The organism is Scrofimicrobium canadense, from assembly GCF_009696615.1.
In the GTDB taxonomy this organism is placed as follows: domain Bacteria; phylum Actinomycetota; class Actinomycetes; order Actinomycetales; family Actinomycetaceae; genus Scrofimicrobium; species Scrofimicrobium canadense.
Genome location: NZ_VULO01000012.1, coordinates 78,681 through 96,136, shown reverse-complemented (window position 1 = coordinate 96,136; position 17,456 = coordinate 78,681). Strand labels below are relative to the sequence as shown.

Genomic DNA, 17,456 nt, shown 5'->3' with positions numbered 1-17,456 from the left:
TATGACGCAATAATAGATAGGGCATACCCAAGGAGGCCCCGTGAAGCGACTGTCCGCTCTCATTGCCACATTGATGCTGGTGCTATTCGCTACTCCCGCGATGGCAACAGCACCTATCAATCTTTCAGATCGTATTAACGATCCTGCGGATTTTCTCTCATCTAACGAAAAGGCCCAACTACGTACCACTGTGGACGAGAACGCTAAAGAAGGTGTTCCTTTGGTGGCAGCAGTCGTCGATAGTTTTGGGGACATGACTCCTCAGGCTTGGTGTGAGGCGTCTGCTGTACAGTCCGGCACCTCGCGTAACACGGTGGTCTATGTGGTGGCTTTTGAAGACCGTCTGGCTGGCTACTGCCCCGGCTCGGATGTGAAACTTTCCGATTCTGCATTAGAAAGCGCCTTCCAGAAAGCAACCACTGAACTGGGGAAGGCGAACCCACTCACCTCTGCAGCATATGTGGCATCGGTCGAAGCTTTTTCACAAGGCTTAGGTTCAAGCGGTGCCTCAAATATGGGGGTGATCGTTGTCATCGTCATCGCAGTTGCTGCGATTCTCGGACTCGTATATTTCTCATCGAAGAGGAAACAAGATCGTCTTCGGTCGAGGTCATCTGTGGCAGCTACTCCTCAAAAGCAAAAAGAACAAGTTGCTAATGCGAAACAACAGCTTCTTTATGCGGACGAGGCGCTTCGCGGCGCAGAGGAAGAACTAGAGTTTGCCCGCGCCCAATTCGGTTCACTCAATACTGATGCTCTGTCCGACGCCATTGCCAAGGCGAAACCTCAGTTGCAACAGGGGTTCGCACTTCTCAACACGATGGAGCAAACAGCGGCATTACCAGCTCAATCGAAGATTGCCGCGCAAATCCTCACCTGTATTCGGGAGGGAATGACCCCGGTTAAGGCCGCCCTTGACCAGCTTAAAAATAAGCAGGATCGACAGTCCACGGTTACTTCGGAGATTGTCGAGGAGAGGCAACGCCTCGATGAAGCTCGTGAACGCATTCCCGTCGCTCAACGTGAATTGGTGTCCTTGAGCTCGGCGTATTCTGAAGATGCTCTTTCCTCTCTTACCCCCCGACCATCGCAGGCAACGGCAGCACTGGACGCAGCAGCACATGCCCTTGACCAAGCCAACGCAGTGGCGTCGACAAATCCAGCAGCTGCAGTTGAGAACGTTGATTTCGCAGCGGGACAGATCCGACAAGCCTTGTCGCTTTTGCAGAGCATCATGGATGCACGCAGTACCCTCGAACGTTCCACTCAGCTTTTAGGCAATGCAGTGGCGTCAATTTCTTCTGATCTTGACGACGTCGCAAAACTGGCGGCCGACCGCGAGAGTTTCGCTCCTTTGGTAGCAGATGCGAAGTCTGCGATAGCTGCCGGGCAGGCTGCCCGGTCTGGTAGCGGTGATCCTCTGGCTGCTTTGGAACAGTTGCGTGTCGCCGAGGATGCTCTGGACCAAGCCTTGGCACCTCTGCGATCTGCTGCCGAGCAAGCCGAGCGTTACAAGAGCCAAGCGCAGGCTCGAATCCAGTCAGCAGAAATTCTGGTTTCCCAGGCAGAATCCCACGTGGCTGCTGCGCGGTCATATGCCTCACTTGACCAACGCTCGCAAGCCGCAAATGCGCGCGCCTTCTTAGCGCAGGCGAAAGCTAGTATCACCTCTGACCCTGCCGCGGCTCTTCAGCAGGCTACTCAAGCAGAAAGTGCGGCACGTGCGGCTATGTCCGGGCCGAGTCAGCCCCCCAATCAAGGTGGCGGCTTTGATATAGGAACAGCCCTCCTATGGGGGATGATCCTGGGCGGTAATAATCGCGGGCGCGGATCGTCATGGGGCGGAGGATCCTCCTGGGGTGGTGGTCGTTCCAGTGGCTTTGGTGGTTTCGGTGGTGGCAGTGGCGGTGGCTTCAGTGGCGGCGGGGGATTTTCCGGTGGACGAGGCGGATCATCCGGGTTCTAGATAAGATCAATGTGAAGCAGTCAACTAGTAAGAGAGTGAAAACATGGCCCAAAAAGAATCAATCTTTGGACGCATCTCCCAGCTACTCAAGGCCAATATCAATGCGCTCATCGACAAGGCTGAAGACCCCGGCAAGATGATTGACCAGCTCATTCGGGACTACACCAATGAAATTGCTGAAGCGGAACAAGCTGTAGCCCAGACCATTGGTAACTTGCGTCTGGCGGAAAAGGACTACGACGAAGATCAGCGAGCCGCCGTCGAGTGGGGCCAGAAAGCGGTAGCTGCCTCCAATAAAGCTGAACAGTGCCGTACCTCAGGTGACACTGCTGGCGCGGACAAGTGGGATAATCTGGCTAAGGTCGCTATTGGCAAACAGATTAGTTTTGAGGAGCAGGCAAAGAGTGCCGAGCCCCTGATCGAATCACAACGCAAAGTTGTAGATCAGCTCAAAGACGGTCTCAACCAAATGAAGACACGCCTAGCAGACCTCAAGAATCGCCGAGATCAGCTGGTTGCCCGGCAAAAAACCGCTGAGGCACAGGCTAAGGTCAATGATGCAATCGGAAGCATCAATGTTCTCGATCCCACCTCGGAGCTTTCACGGTTCGAAGACAAGATTAAGAGAACTGAGGCTCTGGTCGCTGGCCAGCAAGAATTGGCCGCTGATTCTATCGAGTCGCAGTTTGCTGAGTTAGAGACCGATGCCTCTCAGATTGAGGTCGAAGCACGGTTGGCTGCTCTGAAAAATAAGAACACCCCTGACGCATAACCACCGGCTTGGCCCTTCAGCTCTAATGTAACCCACGAGCTGAAGGGCCAAATTGTGTGTATCGATTGTTTTACTCAAACGTCGTGATACTGGTGGGTGTGTGAGCACTGTTTGCAGCCAGAACTCACACACCCACATTCTGGTTCACCACCTTTGGGGGGAGAGACTGGTAGAACCCCCTTTACCGGTGTTGGTTTCGAGACAGGGCAACTAATCCCGATCCCAGCAAGACCACGCCAGCGATCAATGCAGCTAAAAGACCAATTCTGTGTGCGCCCGTGGTTGCCAGAGACGACGTATCTGCTGTAGTTGAAGAGGAAAGGTCCGTCGACTGTGGTGATTGAGACTGCTGGCCTGATTGTTCTCCAACGGGGTCAGTGTCGGGGCCGTCTGGCTTCTGCGGGGGCGCCGCCACGGTAATGGGTTGATCTTGGCATCCCTCGCACCCATCAAGCACCGTGCCATTGCCTTGTCCAGTTACCTCAACGGATACTTTTGCATCCCCTGGCATTCCGGTATTAGTACGTGCAACAAATGTTAGGTGCTCAGTGTCTACCAATGAGATATCCCTGTGCAGAACTTCATTACCGAGAACAGCCTCCCAGATGTGGGGGTGAGAGGGTCGGTGATGATCTGCGCGGCGTCAAGAAGATTGGTTAGATCGACCTCCACGGCTACATCAATGGCGTCTGGACCATTGACTTCAGACTCATCACTCAAGGACTCCTCTCCATTTCGTGATGCAGTAACCATGTATGAGATATCTTCACCAGCAACAACTGTAGAGCCAGCGGGAGGTTCAGAGACGACAGTAATGCTCCATTCTGGGGAGAAATCTATGACTTCTGGGATTGAATAACGCTGGACTTGACCGAAAAACGGCGCATGACCAAAGAAACGCAGGTACTGATCAAAATCCGAAAATGATTCAACACCTCGCGGTGAGTTCCAGGCGGCTTGAGCAAATACTGTCAGCCACGGCATCAGTGTTTGGGTCAGTAATGGTTCGGGCGCCCAACCATGCGCGTCATCCCAGATGGGAAAGAACTGCCCCAGTACTTGAGCCCGGTAAGACTCATCGAGATTAATGGGATCACCCCACCCACGTGAGAATTTAAAACCCGGGCTCCATTGGTACCTCACGCTGCTTGTCCACGTTCGGCATTGAGTCTATTAACTAATCCGGTTAATCCGATTCTGCAGAATAACACAATACCACCGTCATGATCGCAATAGGTAATAATAGCTTCTATGTCGCGTCCCACAATCCGAGATATCGCCTGAGTTGCTGGCGTCTCTCCAGCTGCTGTGTCTTTTACACTCAATGATCGTCCCGGAGTTTCAGAAGAAACCCGAAAGAGAATTGCTGCAGTGGCTCGCGATATGGGGTGGTCCCCTAATGCTGCCGCTCGCGCACTTTCGGTTCGGTCAGCGGGTGCTATCGGTTTAGTAATCGCCCGTCCAGAACAGTCCTTTTCTTCAGAACGATTCTTTTTTGAACTGATTGTTGGCCTACAATCCCAACTCAGTGCCGATGGCAAAGCACTTGTGTTACAAGTGGCGAAAGATGTCAACGAAGAATCCGAAATCCACAGGCGATGGTGGTCTGGGCGCACAGTCGACGGAATTATTCTCATCGACTTACGCGAGAATGACCCTCGTCCTGCGACTTTAGCCCAGCTTGGTGTTCCAACTGTTATTGTCGGTCAGCCCTCAGACAGTCTTGGTGCTGTCGTTGGCGACGAAGAGGGGATCATGCGAAAAATCTTGGAACACCTCATAGAAGAGGGTTGCACACGCATCGCATATGTCAGCGGCTTCACCTCACTGGCGCACATTACCCAGCGAGCCCGTACTCTCTCGCAGATCGGGCGAAAACGGGGAATAGAAGTTCAACTCTCAACAGCAACTGATTTTACCGAGGACTCTGCCTTAGAACACACCAAAGAACTATTGCAGGGACCTCGACGTCCCGATGCGATCATCTACGACAACGAGATTCTTACTTTGGGTGGCTATCAAGCGTTACGTACGCTAGGATTCACCGTTGGTGAGGATATTGCAGTCGTTTCCTGCGAGGATTCAGCCATTTGCCGAGTTCTCACTCCCGCGGTCACCGCGATCCATCGTGAGCCCAGCACGGTTGGCGTACACGCCGCTGAAGTCTTGACCTCAATGCTTGCCGGAGGTCCCGCCACAACGGTATTGGAGGAGACTCCTGAGTTAATAGTTCGCGCATCCTCTCAGCTTAGGTAGCCCTCCGGCCATCACTGCGTCGTAATACCCGTGGCAGTGAGATATTTGTTGCCGGGACACTGTTTTATTTAGGGGGATTCGGCGACCGGAGCCTCCTAAATCCAGCCTCTTTCATAAGCTCTTTCAGCAGCGGCATGGCGATTTGGCGCATCCAGTTTGATTGCGGCAGATGATAGGTAGTTGCGGACCGTTCCCACACTGAGGTGCGCTCTGGATGCAATGTCTTCAACAGTCGCCCCATCGACAGCCAAAGCCAGGACTTCAGCCTCTCTGGAAGTGAGCGGTGAATCGCCCGCCGCAATTGCCTCAGCGGATAGTTCAGGATCAACATACCGCTGTCCCGCGTGGACTTTGCGAATAATTTCAGCGAGCGTGCGCGCTGATGTACTCTTCGGAATGAAGGCTCTTGCCCCTGATTCCAACGCATGTTTCAAATAGCCGGGACGTGCGTGAGAGGTCAGGATCATGCAGTTAGTTTGCGCGGACGATTCTCTTACTGCTTCAGTTACTTCAATGCCATCTTTACCAGGCATTTGCAGGTCGAGGACTGCAACGTCGGGACAATATCTATTGATTTGCGCAACTGCCTCTAATCCATCAGCAGCCACAGCAACTACCTCAATATCCCTTTCCAACCCCAAAATAGCTTCGAGAGCATCCCGCAGAAGACGTTCATCATCGGCAACAACGACAGTAATCATCATCCCTCCTTTTCGCCGCCAAGAGCCGGGCCGAGGATCTTCGCTACCACGGTAAATCTGTCAGCAACCACACCGTAGTCTAATGTGCCGCCAACGGCTTTCAACCGCTCAGTCAACCCCACCAAGCCTGACCCGTCTCCGTGTCCATCGTCCAATGCAGGGCGATTAATCAGTCCGTCGTTACTCACGGTCAAGCTCACCGACTGTGGCTCCACTGTGATTACAAAGACCGCTTTTTTGGCGTTAGCATGCCGAACAATATTTGTGGCAGCCTCACGCAAGACCCACGACAGAGGCTCGCCAGCCCACGAAGGAATCTCGGTCGTCTCCCCCATAATGCGGGACTCGACACCGGCTGAGCGAAGCAGCGACTGAGCGCCAACTAGCTCCGCTGCAAGGCTCGGTTTCCGATATCCTGCAAGGACACCGCGCAATTCTGCCAACGATTCATTGGCTAGGTCTCTTACCGCATATACCTCTTCAAGTGCACGCTCCGTAGCACCAGTCTGCGTCAAGGCACCCGCTAGATCTGATTTGAGAGCAACCGCGGTGAGAGTTCGCCCCATGACATCATGCATATCGCGAGCAATCCGCAAGCGTTCTTCTGCTACTGCCAAATCTGCGCGCATATGATCCATCTGCGCTTGGTCTTTTACCGCTTTAAGTAACACAAGGGACCAACGCGACGTTCCTATCAGAATAAGAGCAACGATGAATATGGGAACGCCGACTGCCAAGGCAATAGTGGTTACTCTGGCAAAAGGTTGCATGGAATCTAATCCGCCTTCGCCCCATACTGCGACAGATAAGAGGACGGCGATGAGAAAACTGACGAGCACTATTCTTGCAGTGGATAAGAGAGGCCCTAGAACGGTACCGGCCAAAATCAGTACCGTTGCCGCAGGCCATACTGCTAATCGATTTTCGTATGTCCAATACAGTGCAAGAATAACTGAAAGAGTTGTTGAGACTGCTAGCAGCGGCATCACCCACGCAGAGAGGTCGGTTCTATTGACTTCGCTATCTACAGTGCGCTGCAACGTCACCGACGCAATGATGCAGTGTGCGGTGAATGCAGTAAGAAAAACTATCCCCGCAGCATCGACCCCCAGATGTACTACCGATAGGCCAAGTGCTAACGGCAGGAAAAGAATGAGAACGTGAAATGACCCTAAGAGATAACGCCTGAGTTGTTTTGAGGCGTCTACAGGATCACGTTTCTTCATTCTTTAGTCTCTCGTCGTCAACGCCGCTTGGCAAATCGCATGGTGGAACGGGCTAGAACTACCGTAGCAATACTCCATGCGAGCAATACCAAAAGAGGCGTGAGTCCGTGGGACCATGACTGGATAAAATCGAACGTCTCAACAGAGTTCGTTGTGTACCCGGATAGACCTAGCGACATGAGTTCACCCACGGCGTAGAGCGGCGTGTAAGAGGCCACCGTTTGGACGGCATCGGGAAGGAAGTCCAACGGAAAGTTGACTCCAGAAAAGAACATCATCAGAAAGAAAAGAGGCATTGTAGAGTATTGGGCACCTTCTACGGTAGAGGTAAATGACGCCGTCCATGCAGCGAGACTTACCATGACGATGCAGCCCATTATGACAGCACATACGACGAGGATCAGGTTGGTCAGGGGTGGCATTCCAAATACTATCGACGCACTTACTCCTCCAATGACAATTTGGAGCAGCACAATCACAAACGACGGCAATGCGGCTGCAATGACACCCTCCCATGGGGTTACTTCCCCCGTGGACATTCTTTGGAATACTCCTTCTTCGCGGCGCGCCACAAAAACGGTGGTGAGGTTGTAGTAGACCACGAGCAGTAGCGCCCACTGCAATAACGTGTTGACCAGGAAGGTAGTGAATCGGGAACCTGAGTTAGCGTCTCCCATGATGGCACCAAAAAAGACGACCATCACGAGCGGTAGTCCAAGCGCAGTGCCCATAATGACGGGGGTTCGCAAGAAGAGACGTACTTCTCCTACGCTGACAGCCCGTATGCGGCGCATACTCTTTGCAACCTTGTGTTGAGGCGTTGTTGATACGGTCTGTGATGTCATTGAATTCTCCTACGGATTTGAGATCGTTAGGCAACGGCAGGCTGGTTGTCCAAGGCAAGGAATGCTTGTTCAAGTGAGGCTGAACGAGCATTCAGATCACTCAAAGAAATGTCGCGGTCTTCGCACATTTTCAGAAGTGCTGTGAGAGTCACCTGGAGATCATCACTGTGTATCTCAATTTTCCCTCGGATCTCTCGCACATCTCCTATAACCGAAGGTAAGAGCTCCACCTCGTTGGGATGCAGTTTTCCATCATCTGTAAAACTGATGATGGAAGGTTGGGCAGCTACAACTTCGGCAACGGTTCCCGATGCAACAACTTTCCCAGAAGACATCATGAGGACACGATCAGCAAGTTCTTCTGCCTCCTCAAGGTAGTGGGTGGTAAGCAGAACCGAGGTTCCCCCGCGCAACATCATCCGCACAAGTTCCCAGGTTCGTTGACGCGAAGCAGGATCAAGACCAGTTGTCGGCTCGTCAAGAAAAAGAACCTGGGGGTTCCCTAGAGTGGCCATTGCAAGATCTAGTCGGCGCCGTTCACCACCAGAAAGCGCCTTAACACGCACATTTGCGCGATATGTGAGGTCGGTGAGTTCGAGAGCTTCATCGACGGGGCGAGCATTGGTGAGGGTTCCCGCCCACATCCGCAATGTTTCTTCTACTGTGAGGTCACCGGCAAAACCGGCTTCCTGCAGCATGATCCCCGTATGCTGGCGCACATGCGCTCGTTGGCGTATAGGGTCAGAACCGAGTACTCTCACCGTGCCGGAGGACGCAGGAGCTAATCCTTCAATCACTTCTACTAAAGAAGTTTTGCCAGCACCGTTGACTCCCAGGATCGATACCAGTTCACCGGCTTGGACCTGAAACGTCACTCCATCTACAGCAGTGAAAGCGTCCCGCCCTTTGCCGTAGGTTCTTTTCACATCCAAGACTTCTATTACGCTCATTTTCCCTCTTTCCGTCGCGTGTTCTCACTCTATGAGGCGGTGAAGCCCACTAACGCTGATGCACGTCACCGCTTTTTATGAGAAATACACATGTAGCTCATGACATTTGTCATGAGCTACATGTGGTGAAAGACTGCGCTTTGCACAGACCGATGTTTGGGCCCAAGGACGACCAGAGAATCCGAATAGTGTCGTGCGCCTAGTCCCGAGCTACCATCAGCCAAGAAACTTGCACGTCTGTTCCTTCGCCGTCTCCCACGGGCTCGAGAACGAATGCGATTTCTCCGTCTTCTGGCTGAATGTTCGCATAGATCCCCACAGTTTCTTCAGCAGGAATGGGGCGTTTTTGCTCCACTACTTGACCATTGATGTGAACGCGTGCGCTACGGTCATGTGCCCATTGAGACCAAGGATCATAGAATCCCGCATAGACCGTGTAGGTCCCGTCTTCCAAACCTGAAAAACGGTATTCCAGGCTGCGGTTATCGGCGCTAGAGAGAACATACCGGAGACTTTCTGTCCACGATGCTGACGCGGAACCGCTGACTTCTGTATTGTCGCCTACGTACCCCCACGAACGTCCTGTCGCAGGGTCTGGCCCGTAGGACTGATCGGGAACCGACGTCGCAATCTCAATGCCTGCACCCTGCACAGCCTCAATTATCTTGAGATAGTCAAGCCCAGTCCCGTCCCCGCCCGAGTCAACGATATGACTGAGCCCTTCAGGCACGACAACTACACTCGCGGTGATAGTTCTAGACTTACCTGACAAGGAGGTAACTGTACCTTCGATGGTCCGAATCCCTGGTAATGCCAATTCTGAGGTGTCCCAGTCAACCTGCGCCGTGGTGGTCTGCCCGCCTTCGTTCATTACGATTTCCGACGGCAGATTTGGCTCCTCGCCAAGCGCAACAACAGTAGGGAGTTCTGCGTCCCAGCTGAATCGGCTGCGCCCTTCAAGGTCTTCTAGTCTCCATTCATCCATCCACGGCAGGCTCATAGATTCTTCCTCACCAAAATCGAGAGGCAACCATACATATGGAGCATTGGCTAGGTCAGAAGGAGTCCAACGGTCTCCCATGTAGATGAATTTGCCAGCATCTTCATCGATGGTGATGACAGAAGTGCTTTGTGATCCATGCGTAGTCGCAGGTTTACCCCCGTTCTCGGCGGTGGCTGGGTTGCCGTGGCGTGTCCAAGGCCCGAGAGGATTGCTCGCGGTGGCATAGTCAGCAGGATTCGGGTCCCAGCCGGTAGCTCCCGATGTAATCATGTAGTAGGTCTGGTCGTACTTGAACATGGCGGGAGCCTCGCGCTGTCCACCCGGCCAATTGTTGGTGAAATCTACGCCTTTTTCGGCATCATCGGGGTATGTCTGCAAAAATGTGTACGAGGCGTCCAGAGACGACACATACATGGTCAGGTTCTCTTCCGAAGAATAGACTATGTATGCTTCGTCCCCTCCAGAATCCGTATCGCCAGTGTCGACAAAGAGATTCATGTCCCGAGCCATCCCAAGCTGACTGGGGTATTTGTTATCAGGATCGTCCGCTGGCACATAGTTCAGACGATAGGAGTCCACATACCGGTAAGGCCCGAAAGGCTCATCTGCGACTGCAACACCTGCAGTGGCCTTGGCGTATTGCGCTGACGAGAACGGGGTTGGCCCATCTGTGTGAATCCACATCACCCACTGGTCGGTGGCACTGTTGTACGCGACCTTCGGACGCTCAAATATCACGGCTTGTCCGTGGTCGTAGAGTGTCCCGTCCCGATCTAAGTCGAGGAAGGCAATGTCTTTTTGAATGTCGGTATAGTCTGCGTATAAGTCGCTGAAGTAGGGGTCTTCATCAAGCTGTGCGCGGCTAGTAGCCGCCCGCATGACGACACCTTGATCATCCCAGTTGTACAGATCAGAGCTAGAGTATGCGTGGATGCCATCCATGGGCTGGTATCCATGAGTGCGGTCTTCGCCAAACCAGTAATAGTTTCCGCTACCTGCCGGATCCGGCAAAACCTGTCCCCCATGCCCCTGAATGGGTTTCCCCGAAGTGTCTAGCCACGCCTGCCCCGGACGAAACGTATCGTAATCAAGAATCTCTCGGCGCTGAGCCCACGCGCTGTCGATCGCTGCTCTGGCCTCAGCTATCTCTTCCAGCGTGGGCGTCCCTTCCAGAAGAGCTGCCGCGTTAGCGAGAGCCTCGTCGAGTGGAATGAGACTGTCAGGAGCATACCGGGCTCGTTCTTCCGCGCTCAAGGTGCGTAGGTCGATGAGAGCTTGCAGCTCTTCAACGCCAAATGACACTGGCAAACGCACTTCGATCCACCCCACAGCTGGATCCGTATAGCTATTGGTGCGTCCGGGTTGGGAGTTCACTCTGACGTTGAGCTCCCCATCAACTACTTCAATGCCCTTATGAACGTATTGTGTTCCCTCCGCTGTCGCTTTATGGGTGCCTACAAATGTCTCTTCCATGTACACGTCCATGGATCGATCGGTCCATCCACTGGGCATACGATATCCGACAGTGACGTCATAAGTTCCGTTGGGTAGGCCAAAAGCATAGGTTACGTTTCTTTTTTCGTAGTCGGATACCGGCGTGTCCTGCGGTTTTGCGTCATATCGAACCGAGGCTTTCTTATCATTGGAAGAGTTAGAGTTAGCGCGTGGATCCGACGTATCTGAAACTATGTACCCCCAGGACGCTCCGGTTTTTGCGTCTGGTCCGTAGGCTTGGTCGGTCAGCGTCTGGTAAAGCCCCATGAAGTCGCCTTGAGCGACAGAATCGACTTCAGCAGCTCCCGAGTTGGCAAAGTAAAGAACGTAGTCGTGTTCGATAAGTTCCTCAATCGTAAACTCTGGAAAAAAATTGTCGGCATGTGCTGGAATGGCGGCGACCATGCTGGCAAGTCCCAACGCCAAAGTGGCAACACTGCCTAGAGCCAATCGAGTGAAAGAAGTTCTTTTCGCTGTCGAAATATGCCTCATTGGATATTTCCTTTTCTTGTCTTGATGGAAAGAAGGCCTATTCCCACCGCCAAGGCGAGTACCGCTGCAAGTCCTGCGAGAATCGGTGTTACGGCTCCCGTGCTAGATAAACTGTCACTTTGTTGCCCACCTGTTCCTTGGTCCGGGATGGTGCTATCTGGGTTGTCAGGGGCGCTTCCTCCGGGCTGAGGTCCGGGTTCCGGAGTTGGACGAGGTGGCGGAGCCGTCTCGCCATTGACTGGCGTGAGTCCTGCAACAGCAAGGGTATGTCTCTCGCCGCCAACGACCTTGATGGTGTCGCCCGAGCTCTCTTGAGTCTCCGTGAATTGTTCTACGGTTTGCGGCCCAGCCTCATCCCACCCCCAGACGTGCAATGTGCCGTCAGTAGTGATCGCGGCGGTGTGGTAGGCACCCGCTCCAATGGCCATGACAGAACCAATCCCGGAAGGAACCTTGGTCTGACCTTGATCACTTAGCTGGATGTCATCATGTGCATTCGCCTTACGGGCTCCCCAAGCGAATATCTCTCCGTCATTGGTTAAGGCCACTGTATGGGCAGTTCCCGCGGCAATCGCCTTGACAGGTGGCAGATCATCAGGGATACGCGTTTGTCCCAAGTCATTTCGTCCCCACCCATACACATGTCCTTCAGAGTCAAGAGCTACGTTGAATCCGCTACCCACAGCGATATCCGTGATAGTAGATTCTGCAACCTCTTGAGGAATAAGACCTTGACCAAATGCGGTCTCACCCCAATACACCACGTTGCCGTCGCGATCGATTGCTAAAGATCCACTACCGCCTGCAGCAATCATTGCCGCTTTGAGCCCTTCCGGAGGGCTGATCTGGCCGTCAGCGTTCCTTCCCCACCCTATGACCTCCCCATCTTTAGTCAGCGCTAAACTGTGGTTCGCGCCTGCAGCCACCGCGATTACTGTCGTTTCTGCCAGTCGAGCGGGAATGTCTGTCTGCCCCTGACCATTGTCACCCCAGGCATTCACAGTGCCAGCAGAATCGAGCACCACCGTGTGCTTGTTTCCTGCAGCAATGTCAGCTAAGGACGTTTGGTTCAAGCTTTCGGGGGGCGCACCTACGTTTTCAGGACCATTCCACCACATGTTCGCTGCGCTCTGGAATGTCTCGCGTTGATCTGTTGCTTCAGCATCGTGAGGCAACGCCCAGGGGACTGCAGCGAGCAACAATGCTGCAGCAAATATACTTTTTCTTTTCATACGTCTTCCTTTTACGCACTCATGTTCTTTGAGATCAATGGGCCGTGGTGAAGGATTCTCATTCCTCCACCACGCCACCCTCAGAGCTCCCGACGGCGCAATGATGCGCCAGCTGCGCACACTCCTAGAATCAGCAAGACTGCCACCACGCCGATAAGTATGCCCACGCGAGCCCCTGTTTCACTCAGTTCATTGGGCTCTTGACTTTCGCCGCTTGCCTCGTTGTCACCGAGTTCTTCTATAACATTGCCATCATCCGCGCCCGCTACGATAGTGACGGGGTGAGATTCTCTAGTACCGGGTAGGTACCCCGCGTGGGACGCAGTTACCTGGACCGACAGACTCTTGCCGATATAGTGCGGTAACACTACCAAAGACTCAGTTGTGCCTTCTGCGATAGGATCTCCATCCACATTCCACTGGAAACTCATGTCAGCTGCATCTGGGTCAGTATCTGTTTCTACCACTAATGTCTGTCCGGGTATCGGGTTTCCGACAATAGCCAAGGATGTCACGTCTACTTGACGTTGGATGCGCACCCGGTAGATCCGAGACTGCCCATTTTCTGCCGTCACAGTGATAGAGGCGGTCCCCGACACGTCATCAAATTCGTGTTCAACGCGTGCCTGAGAATCTTGGGGAATCCCCGTTACCACAGGCCATAGACTCCCTACAACCGTGACGTTATATTCTGTTATTTCTGGGGAAAACCCAGCAACTTCTTCGCTTCCAACCACGATTGACGCCAAAGAGTTGTTGGAAGACAGAACACCTATTTCGAGACCAGTCCCATCGGGATGTGAAGCGGACGGTTCTGACGACAGGTATCCATCGGACGATGCAATCACTCGGACAGCAATCGAATGCCCCTGATCTGAGGGGATCACACTATAGTGATCAGCAGTGGCTCCCCTGATTTCTTCCCCATCTCTGAGCCACTGGAACGTGTATGTCGCATCGGCAGGATCGCTCGCCACGACTGCACGCAAGTCTGCGCCAACAGCAGGTTTTCCGTCGATGGTAACCGAGAGGACGTTTACCTGATGTTGCACGGTGACGTGATATTCCTTGTGAGTAACCCCGTCTGCGGCAACGACCCGAACGAGAAGAACATCGCCACTCCACGCATATTCCACAGTTGCCTCTCTATCGACAGGCAACGCGGTGATAGTGGGTGTTCCACTTCCAAGAATGTCTACATGATATTCCGTTTGATCAGGAGTAAACCCCTCTACAGGCACGTTGTTGATATAGACGACTCCAAGATCAGCCAGACTGCTGGGGGCGGCATCAAGACTGTAGAGTTCAACTTCGGAGACGGTCAGATAATTCGTCGCATCCATATGAATGCGAACCCTATCTGTTATTACCGCCCCAAAATCGAGGTCAACAGTGAGCGGGTCACGGCTGGAATCGACATTTGTGGTGTCGGCGGTTATCCATTCTTCGCCGTCCCAGTACTCGGCACGCACGGTGTCGGCCCAGCTCTTGTTTGTCCCATCACGGTAGAAAAACACCTGCGCCGACGATATCTCTACCGCAGACGGAAGACGATATTCGAGGTAGTCGCTAGAGTATTGTCTTCCAGGCCCCCACGTTGACCAAGCTTTGTCACTGCGGTCGCCGTTGCGCGTATTGGCGGGGTCGTAGGTTTCATATTCAGTTTGCGAATAGGAGGCCGTTGTCTGCACTCCCTCGGCAGTCAAAATATTGCGGTTTGAAGGTTCGGTAACGATGATCGTTAGACGAGCTTCCAGAGGACGTCCGTGGTTGTCCTCTGGCGCAACGGTTCCACTAACTGAGTAAAACCCTATTTCATCAAGAACGTCAGGTATTCCTGAGAAATCCCACGCCACGGGTATCTTGTGGGTCGCAGCTGAGTTTTCCATTCTTGCTGTGACTGTTCTTGGGGCCCGCTCAACCACTCGCTCACGCGAGTTCCCGGCAGCAACGGTCACGGAGGATGGATCGGCAACGTCAAGAGGTCCCACGTCGACGAGCAGTTCTGCATTGTTGAAATGGTTCCCAAAAAGGTCTTCTCCGCTGCCGTGAAGAACCACCGCACCTGCTCTGTCCCACGCAGCAGAATCAACATCCCACGAGACGGGAACGGGGTCTCCCTGCCCCCACGCATATAGGGGCACTACTGTGGCGGGAAGCTCAGGCGGTACGCCGACAGGGGTAGCACTCTGACTGGGAAGGATTCCCTGCAAAACGGGCTGATATACGTACCATTGCTGGTGGGCACCCCCTGATGATGACCACGTCCCGACGGGTGTACCAGACTGATTCGATTCTCCGTTGACGTCAAGGACCTGTTCCAATGATGCATTCAAAAGACTTACCGACGAAGCATCAGTCGTATTGAGTATCCACACCGTTTCCGAATCGGCAGCAGCCTCAGCACCACTAATATCTCGAAGATCCGTTCCAGCAGACGTTGCTCCAAGGAATCTACCGTCACCATTCTCAATGGTGTACCGCAGGGCACCCGCGTATGGAGAATCACTGAGCCGGTGGAACGTCCACAACTGTGTCTTCACGTCTTGCGGTGTGGCTGCGGGATTCTCTATGGTGACACCTCGCTCTGTACCAGTCAGTGGCTTCCCACTCTTCTTCCCATTGACCACATAGGTCTTCCCATCGCCAATGAGTTCAGCATCGTCGGCAATGCCGCTGACCCCATCCACAACGAATGTTGTGACGGACATGCCAGGGACCGTAATAGTGGCTTCCTCGTCGGCTATTGCTACTGGAGTCCCCTCTACCAGGGCATTGCCCTCCAAATTGTTAGGTCCGGGTGCCTGCGTGGTAACGACGGGAGTGACCGTTGCTCCGGTGGCAAATGTGTCAAAGTTTGAAAGATCTACAGTCACTGCCTGTGGTTCACTGCTGGGATTGACATGGACCAGGCGGAGCCCTTCAGGGGTAATCGCAGCCGTAGTGTTGTGCTCATCGACAGCGATGAGATGCGATCCGGGTGTGATGTAGTGGGTGAAATTTCGCATCGCATTGTATTTTGAGTTGGTCACGATCTCACATTTGGCACTCTCAGGCAGCTCTTCGCCACTCACCCACCCGGCGTCTTCCAGCCGACGAGTCGAATATCCGCGCGTTTCAACACTATCGTTGCAGTCAAAATCAACGAAAACAGAACCCCAATTCAGTCGTTCGACCTTCTCCATGTTGTAGTAGTCTTCAATTTCTTGCCAGAACACGTAATTGTCGGGCTCCAGTTGGCGCAAGTCAGAGATGACCTTTTGTGCGAATCCAACGGCAGCAGAAAAATGCACTGGGTCAAATTCCCTAATGACGGCTCCGTTCTCGTCGCGTTTTTGCAAGAAATCTCCGCCAACTTCACTCATCCACAGTGGCCGGTCGTTGGCTTTTGCTATGTCGCGTGCCTGCTGTATTCCGCCCGTCCCATACGTGTGGACATTAATTTGCCCGACCAGAGAACGAATGTCCGGTGAATACTGTGCCCACGCTCGATTGAAGTTCGCCGGGTTAGTCTCGTCATTAGCCGCAACACGTGCGTCAACGCCTCGCCCAGCTAGGGCTTGGGATAGTTTAGCGATAATACTTTGCTGCTGTCCCTCGCCCTCCCCCGGGCAGATCTGGGCGCCTTCTTGAACGGTGCCCCCTTTTCTCGGCCACTGTTCTCCTTCCACAATGGTCGTTCCCCAATAGCCAGCACAGGGCTCATTGAATGGGTCAACACTCGTAAACTCGATACCGTACGTCTGCTCCATGTGCGAGACAACTGCAGCAAGATACTCGGCAAACTTCGTTGGCGCATCGTGAACGGTTGCGACTTGCTCATGCCTGCTATTAAAGTTTCCCGTTACGAATCCGCTGTTAGTCATAAAGTAGGGAGGAGAGTTGCTAAACGCCTCCCACACCATGTCATCTCGCTTTTCCGCGAGTTCCCCAACCCACCAACGCTGGCTTTGATCAGCATTCCAGTTGTAGCTGGAATCTTCGGTGGGATCCCATTGCTCCAAGAACAGATCTCTTTGGTCGTATGTCGATAGTGGCCCTGACTCTGGGTCGTCATTGGGGGCCCACCACCCCTCGACGGCAGCACCGTAGCGCAAATAGTCAGGCACATCGGAAGCATTGCCACCGCCGACGTTGTACCTGGCAATATTGAGATTCATACCCTCGGCGGAAAAGACTTTCTCATACAGCTCACTTCTGAGTGGTTCCGGATAGTCTCCCGTAGCATTCGCAAACCACACTAATGACGTTCCCCATCCTTGAAATTCCCGACCTCGGTAGGACGGATTCGGGGTGATGGTCACTGTAGATTCGTTTTGAGCAGCCTGTGCGGGCACCGCCGCTGGCCCCGAGATTCCCCACCCCACAGCCATGACCGCAGCCAATGCAAGGCTCGTAACACGTGGGAGGGTTGTGCGCCTAAAATTCACCTTTACTCCTTCTCTTCTTTGTGATGGTGTTCAGTGGTTCAAAGATCGATAAAATGGTTACGTAAAAATAGAAGCGTCTTTGCTCCCAC

General features: G+C 53.4%; 12 protein-coding genes and 1 pseudogene. 4 read left to right on the top strand and 9 right to left on the bottom strand.

The window, feature by feature from the left end:
- The first annotated feature begins 40 nt into the window (after positions 1–40).
- Positions 41–1,966: a TPM domain-containing protein gene (locus FYJ24_RS10340; protein ID WP_154546115.1), complete on the top strand. Its 1,926-nt coding sequence runs from the start codon at positions 41–43 to the stop codon at positions 1,964–1,966.
- A 43-nt stretch (positions 1,967–2,009) separates the two neighbouring features.
- Complete coding sequence (locus FYJ24_RS10335) at positions 2,010–2,738, top strand: PspA/IM30 family protein (protein ID WP_154546113.1); 729 nt, start codon at positions 2,010–2,012, stop codon at positions 2,736–2,738.
- Positions 2,739–2,919: 181 nt separating this feature from the next.
- Here the strand turns inward: FYJ24_RS10335 and FYJ24_RS10330 are convergent, their stop codons facing one another.
- Both FYJ24_RS10330 and FYJ24_RS10325 read right to left on the bottom strand, forming a co-directional pair.
- Complete coding sequence (locus tag FYJ24_RS10330) at positions 2,920–3,249, bottom strand: hypothetical protein (RefSeq protein ID WP_206192650.1); 330 nt, start codon at positions 3,247–3,249, stop codon at positions 2,920–2,922.
- Between the two features lie 41 nt (positions 3,250–3,290).
- A complete protein-coding gene (locus tag FYJ24_RS10325) occupies positions 3,291–3,881 on the bottom strand; it encodes a hypothetical protein (RefSeq protein WP_154546109.1) in 591 nt (196 codons plus the stop codon).
- A 156-nt stretch (positions 3,882–4,037) separates the two neighbouring features.
- Here FYJ24_RS10325 and FYJ24_RS13030 point away from each other — a divergent pair.
- Positions 4,038–4,127, top strand: a pseudogene (locus FYJ24_RS13030) (hypothetical protein); the annotation flags it as partial.
- Entirely contained in the window at positions 4,122–4,994 is an 873-nt protein-coding gene (locus FYJ24_RS10320; protein WP_225872123.1) for a LacI family DNA-binding transcriptional regulator, read from the top strand. The pseudogene FYJ24_RS13030 and the gene FYJ24_RS10320, both read left to right, overlap by 6 nt.
- Positions 4,995–5,089: 95 nt before the next feature.
- On the opposite strand, the gene FYJ24_RS10315 is transcribed toward FYJ24_RS10320, so the two are convergent.
- The 7 genes from FYJ24_RS10315 to FYJ24_RS10285 form a co-directional block, all read right to left on the bottom strand.
- On the bottom strand, positions 5,090–5,698 hold the full coding sequence (locus tag FYJ24_RS10315; protein WP_154546105.1) for a response regulator transcription factor: 609 nt from the start codon (positions 5,696–5,698) through the stop codon (positions 5,090–5,092).
- Positions 5,695–6,921: a sensor histidine kinase gene (locus FYJ24_RS10310; protein WP_154546103.1), complete on the bottom strand. Its 1,227-nt coding sequence runs from the start codon at positions 6,919–6,921 to the stop codon at positions 5,695–5,697. Before FYJ24_RS10310 ends, FYJ24_RS10315 begins: the two co-directional genes overlap by 4 nt.
- A gap of 17 nt (positions 6,922–6,938) precedes the next feature.
- Positions 6,939–7,766 (bottom strand): ABC transporter permease, encoded by an 828-nt coding sequence (locus FYJ24_RS10305; protein ID WP_154546101.1) that lies wholly within the window; start codon positions 7,764–7,766, stop codon positions 6,939–6,941.
- A gap of 26 nt (positions 7,767–7,792) precedes the next feature.
- Complete coding sequence (locus FYJ24_RS10300) at positions 7,793–8,716, bottom strand: ABC transporter ATP-binding protein (RefSeq protein WP_154546099.1); 924 nt, start codon at positions 8,714–8,716, stop codon at positions 7,793–7,795.
- 199 nt (positions 8,717–8,915) lie between these two features.
- Complete coding sequence (locus FYJ24_RS10295; protein WP_154546097.1) at positions 8,916–11,705, bottom strand: glycoside hydrolase family 43 protein; 2,790 nt, start codon at positions 11,703–11,705, stop codon at positions 8,916–8,918.
- Positions 11,702–12,937, bottom strand: a complete 1,236-nt coding sequence (locus FYJ24_RS10290; protein ID WP_154546096.1) for an RCC1 domain-containing protein — start codon at positions 12,935–12,937, stop codon at positions 11,702–11,704. Before FYJ24_RS10290 ends, FYJ24_RS10295 begins: the two co-directional genes overlap by 4 nt.
- 80 nt (positions 12,938–13,017) lie before the next feature.
- Positions 13,018–17,367 carry a glycoside hydrolase gene (locus tag FYJ24_RS10285; RefSeq protein WP_154546094.1) on the bottom strand — a complete coding sequence of 1,450 codons (4,350 nt, stop codon included), beginning with the start codon at positions 17,365–17,367 and terminating at the stop codon, positions 13,018–13,020.
- Between the last annotated feature and the right edge of the window lie 89 nt (positions 17,368–17,456).

Coding starts and splice junctions, on each gene's coding strand:
- FYJ24_RS10330 (WP_206192650.1), bottom strand. CDS start 3,249: ATGCCAGGGGATGCAAAAGTATCCGTTGAGGTAACTGGACAAGGCAAT.
- FYJ24_RS10315 (WP_154546105.1), bottom strand. CDS start 5,698: ATGATGATTACTGTCGTTGTTGCCGATGATGAACGTCTTCTGCGGGAT.
- FYJ24_RS10310 (WP_154546103.1), bottom strand. CDS start 6,921: ATGAAGAAACGTGATCCTGTAGACGCCTCAAAACAACTCAGGCGTTAT.
- FYJ24_RS10335 (WP_154546113.1), top strand. CDS start 2,010: ATGGCCCAAAAAGAATCAATCTTTGGACGCATCTCCCAGCTACTCAAG.
- FYJ24_RS10305 (WP_154546101.1), bottom strand. CDS start 7,766: ATGACATCACAGACCGTATCAACAACGCCTCAACACAAGGTTGCAAAG.
- FYJ24_RS10290 (WP_154546096.1), bottom strand. CDS start 12,937: ATGAAAAGAAAAAGTATATTTGCTGCAGCATTGTTGCTCGCTGCAGTC.
- FYJ24_RS10300 (WP_154546099.1), bottom strand. CDS start 8,716: ATGAGCGTAATAGAAGTCTTGGATGTGAAAAGAACCTACGGCAAAGGG.
- FYJ24_RS10295 (WP_154546097.1), bottom strand. CDS start 11,705: ATGAGGCATATTTCGACAGCGAAAAGAACTTCTTTCACTCGATTGGCT.
- FYJ24_RS10320 (WP_225872123.1), top strand. CDS start 4,122: ATGGGGTGGTCCCCTAATGCTGCCGCTCGCGCACTTTCGGTTCGGTCA.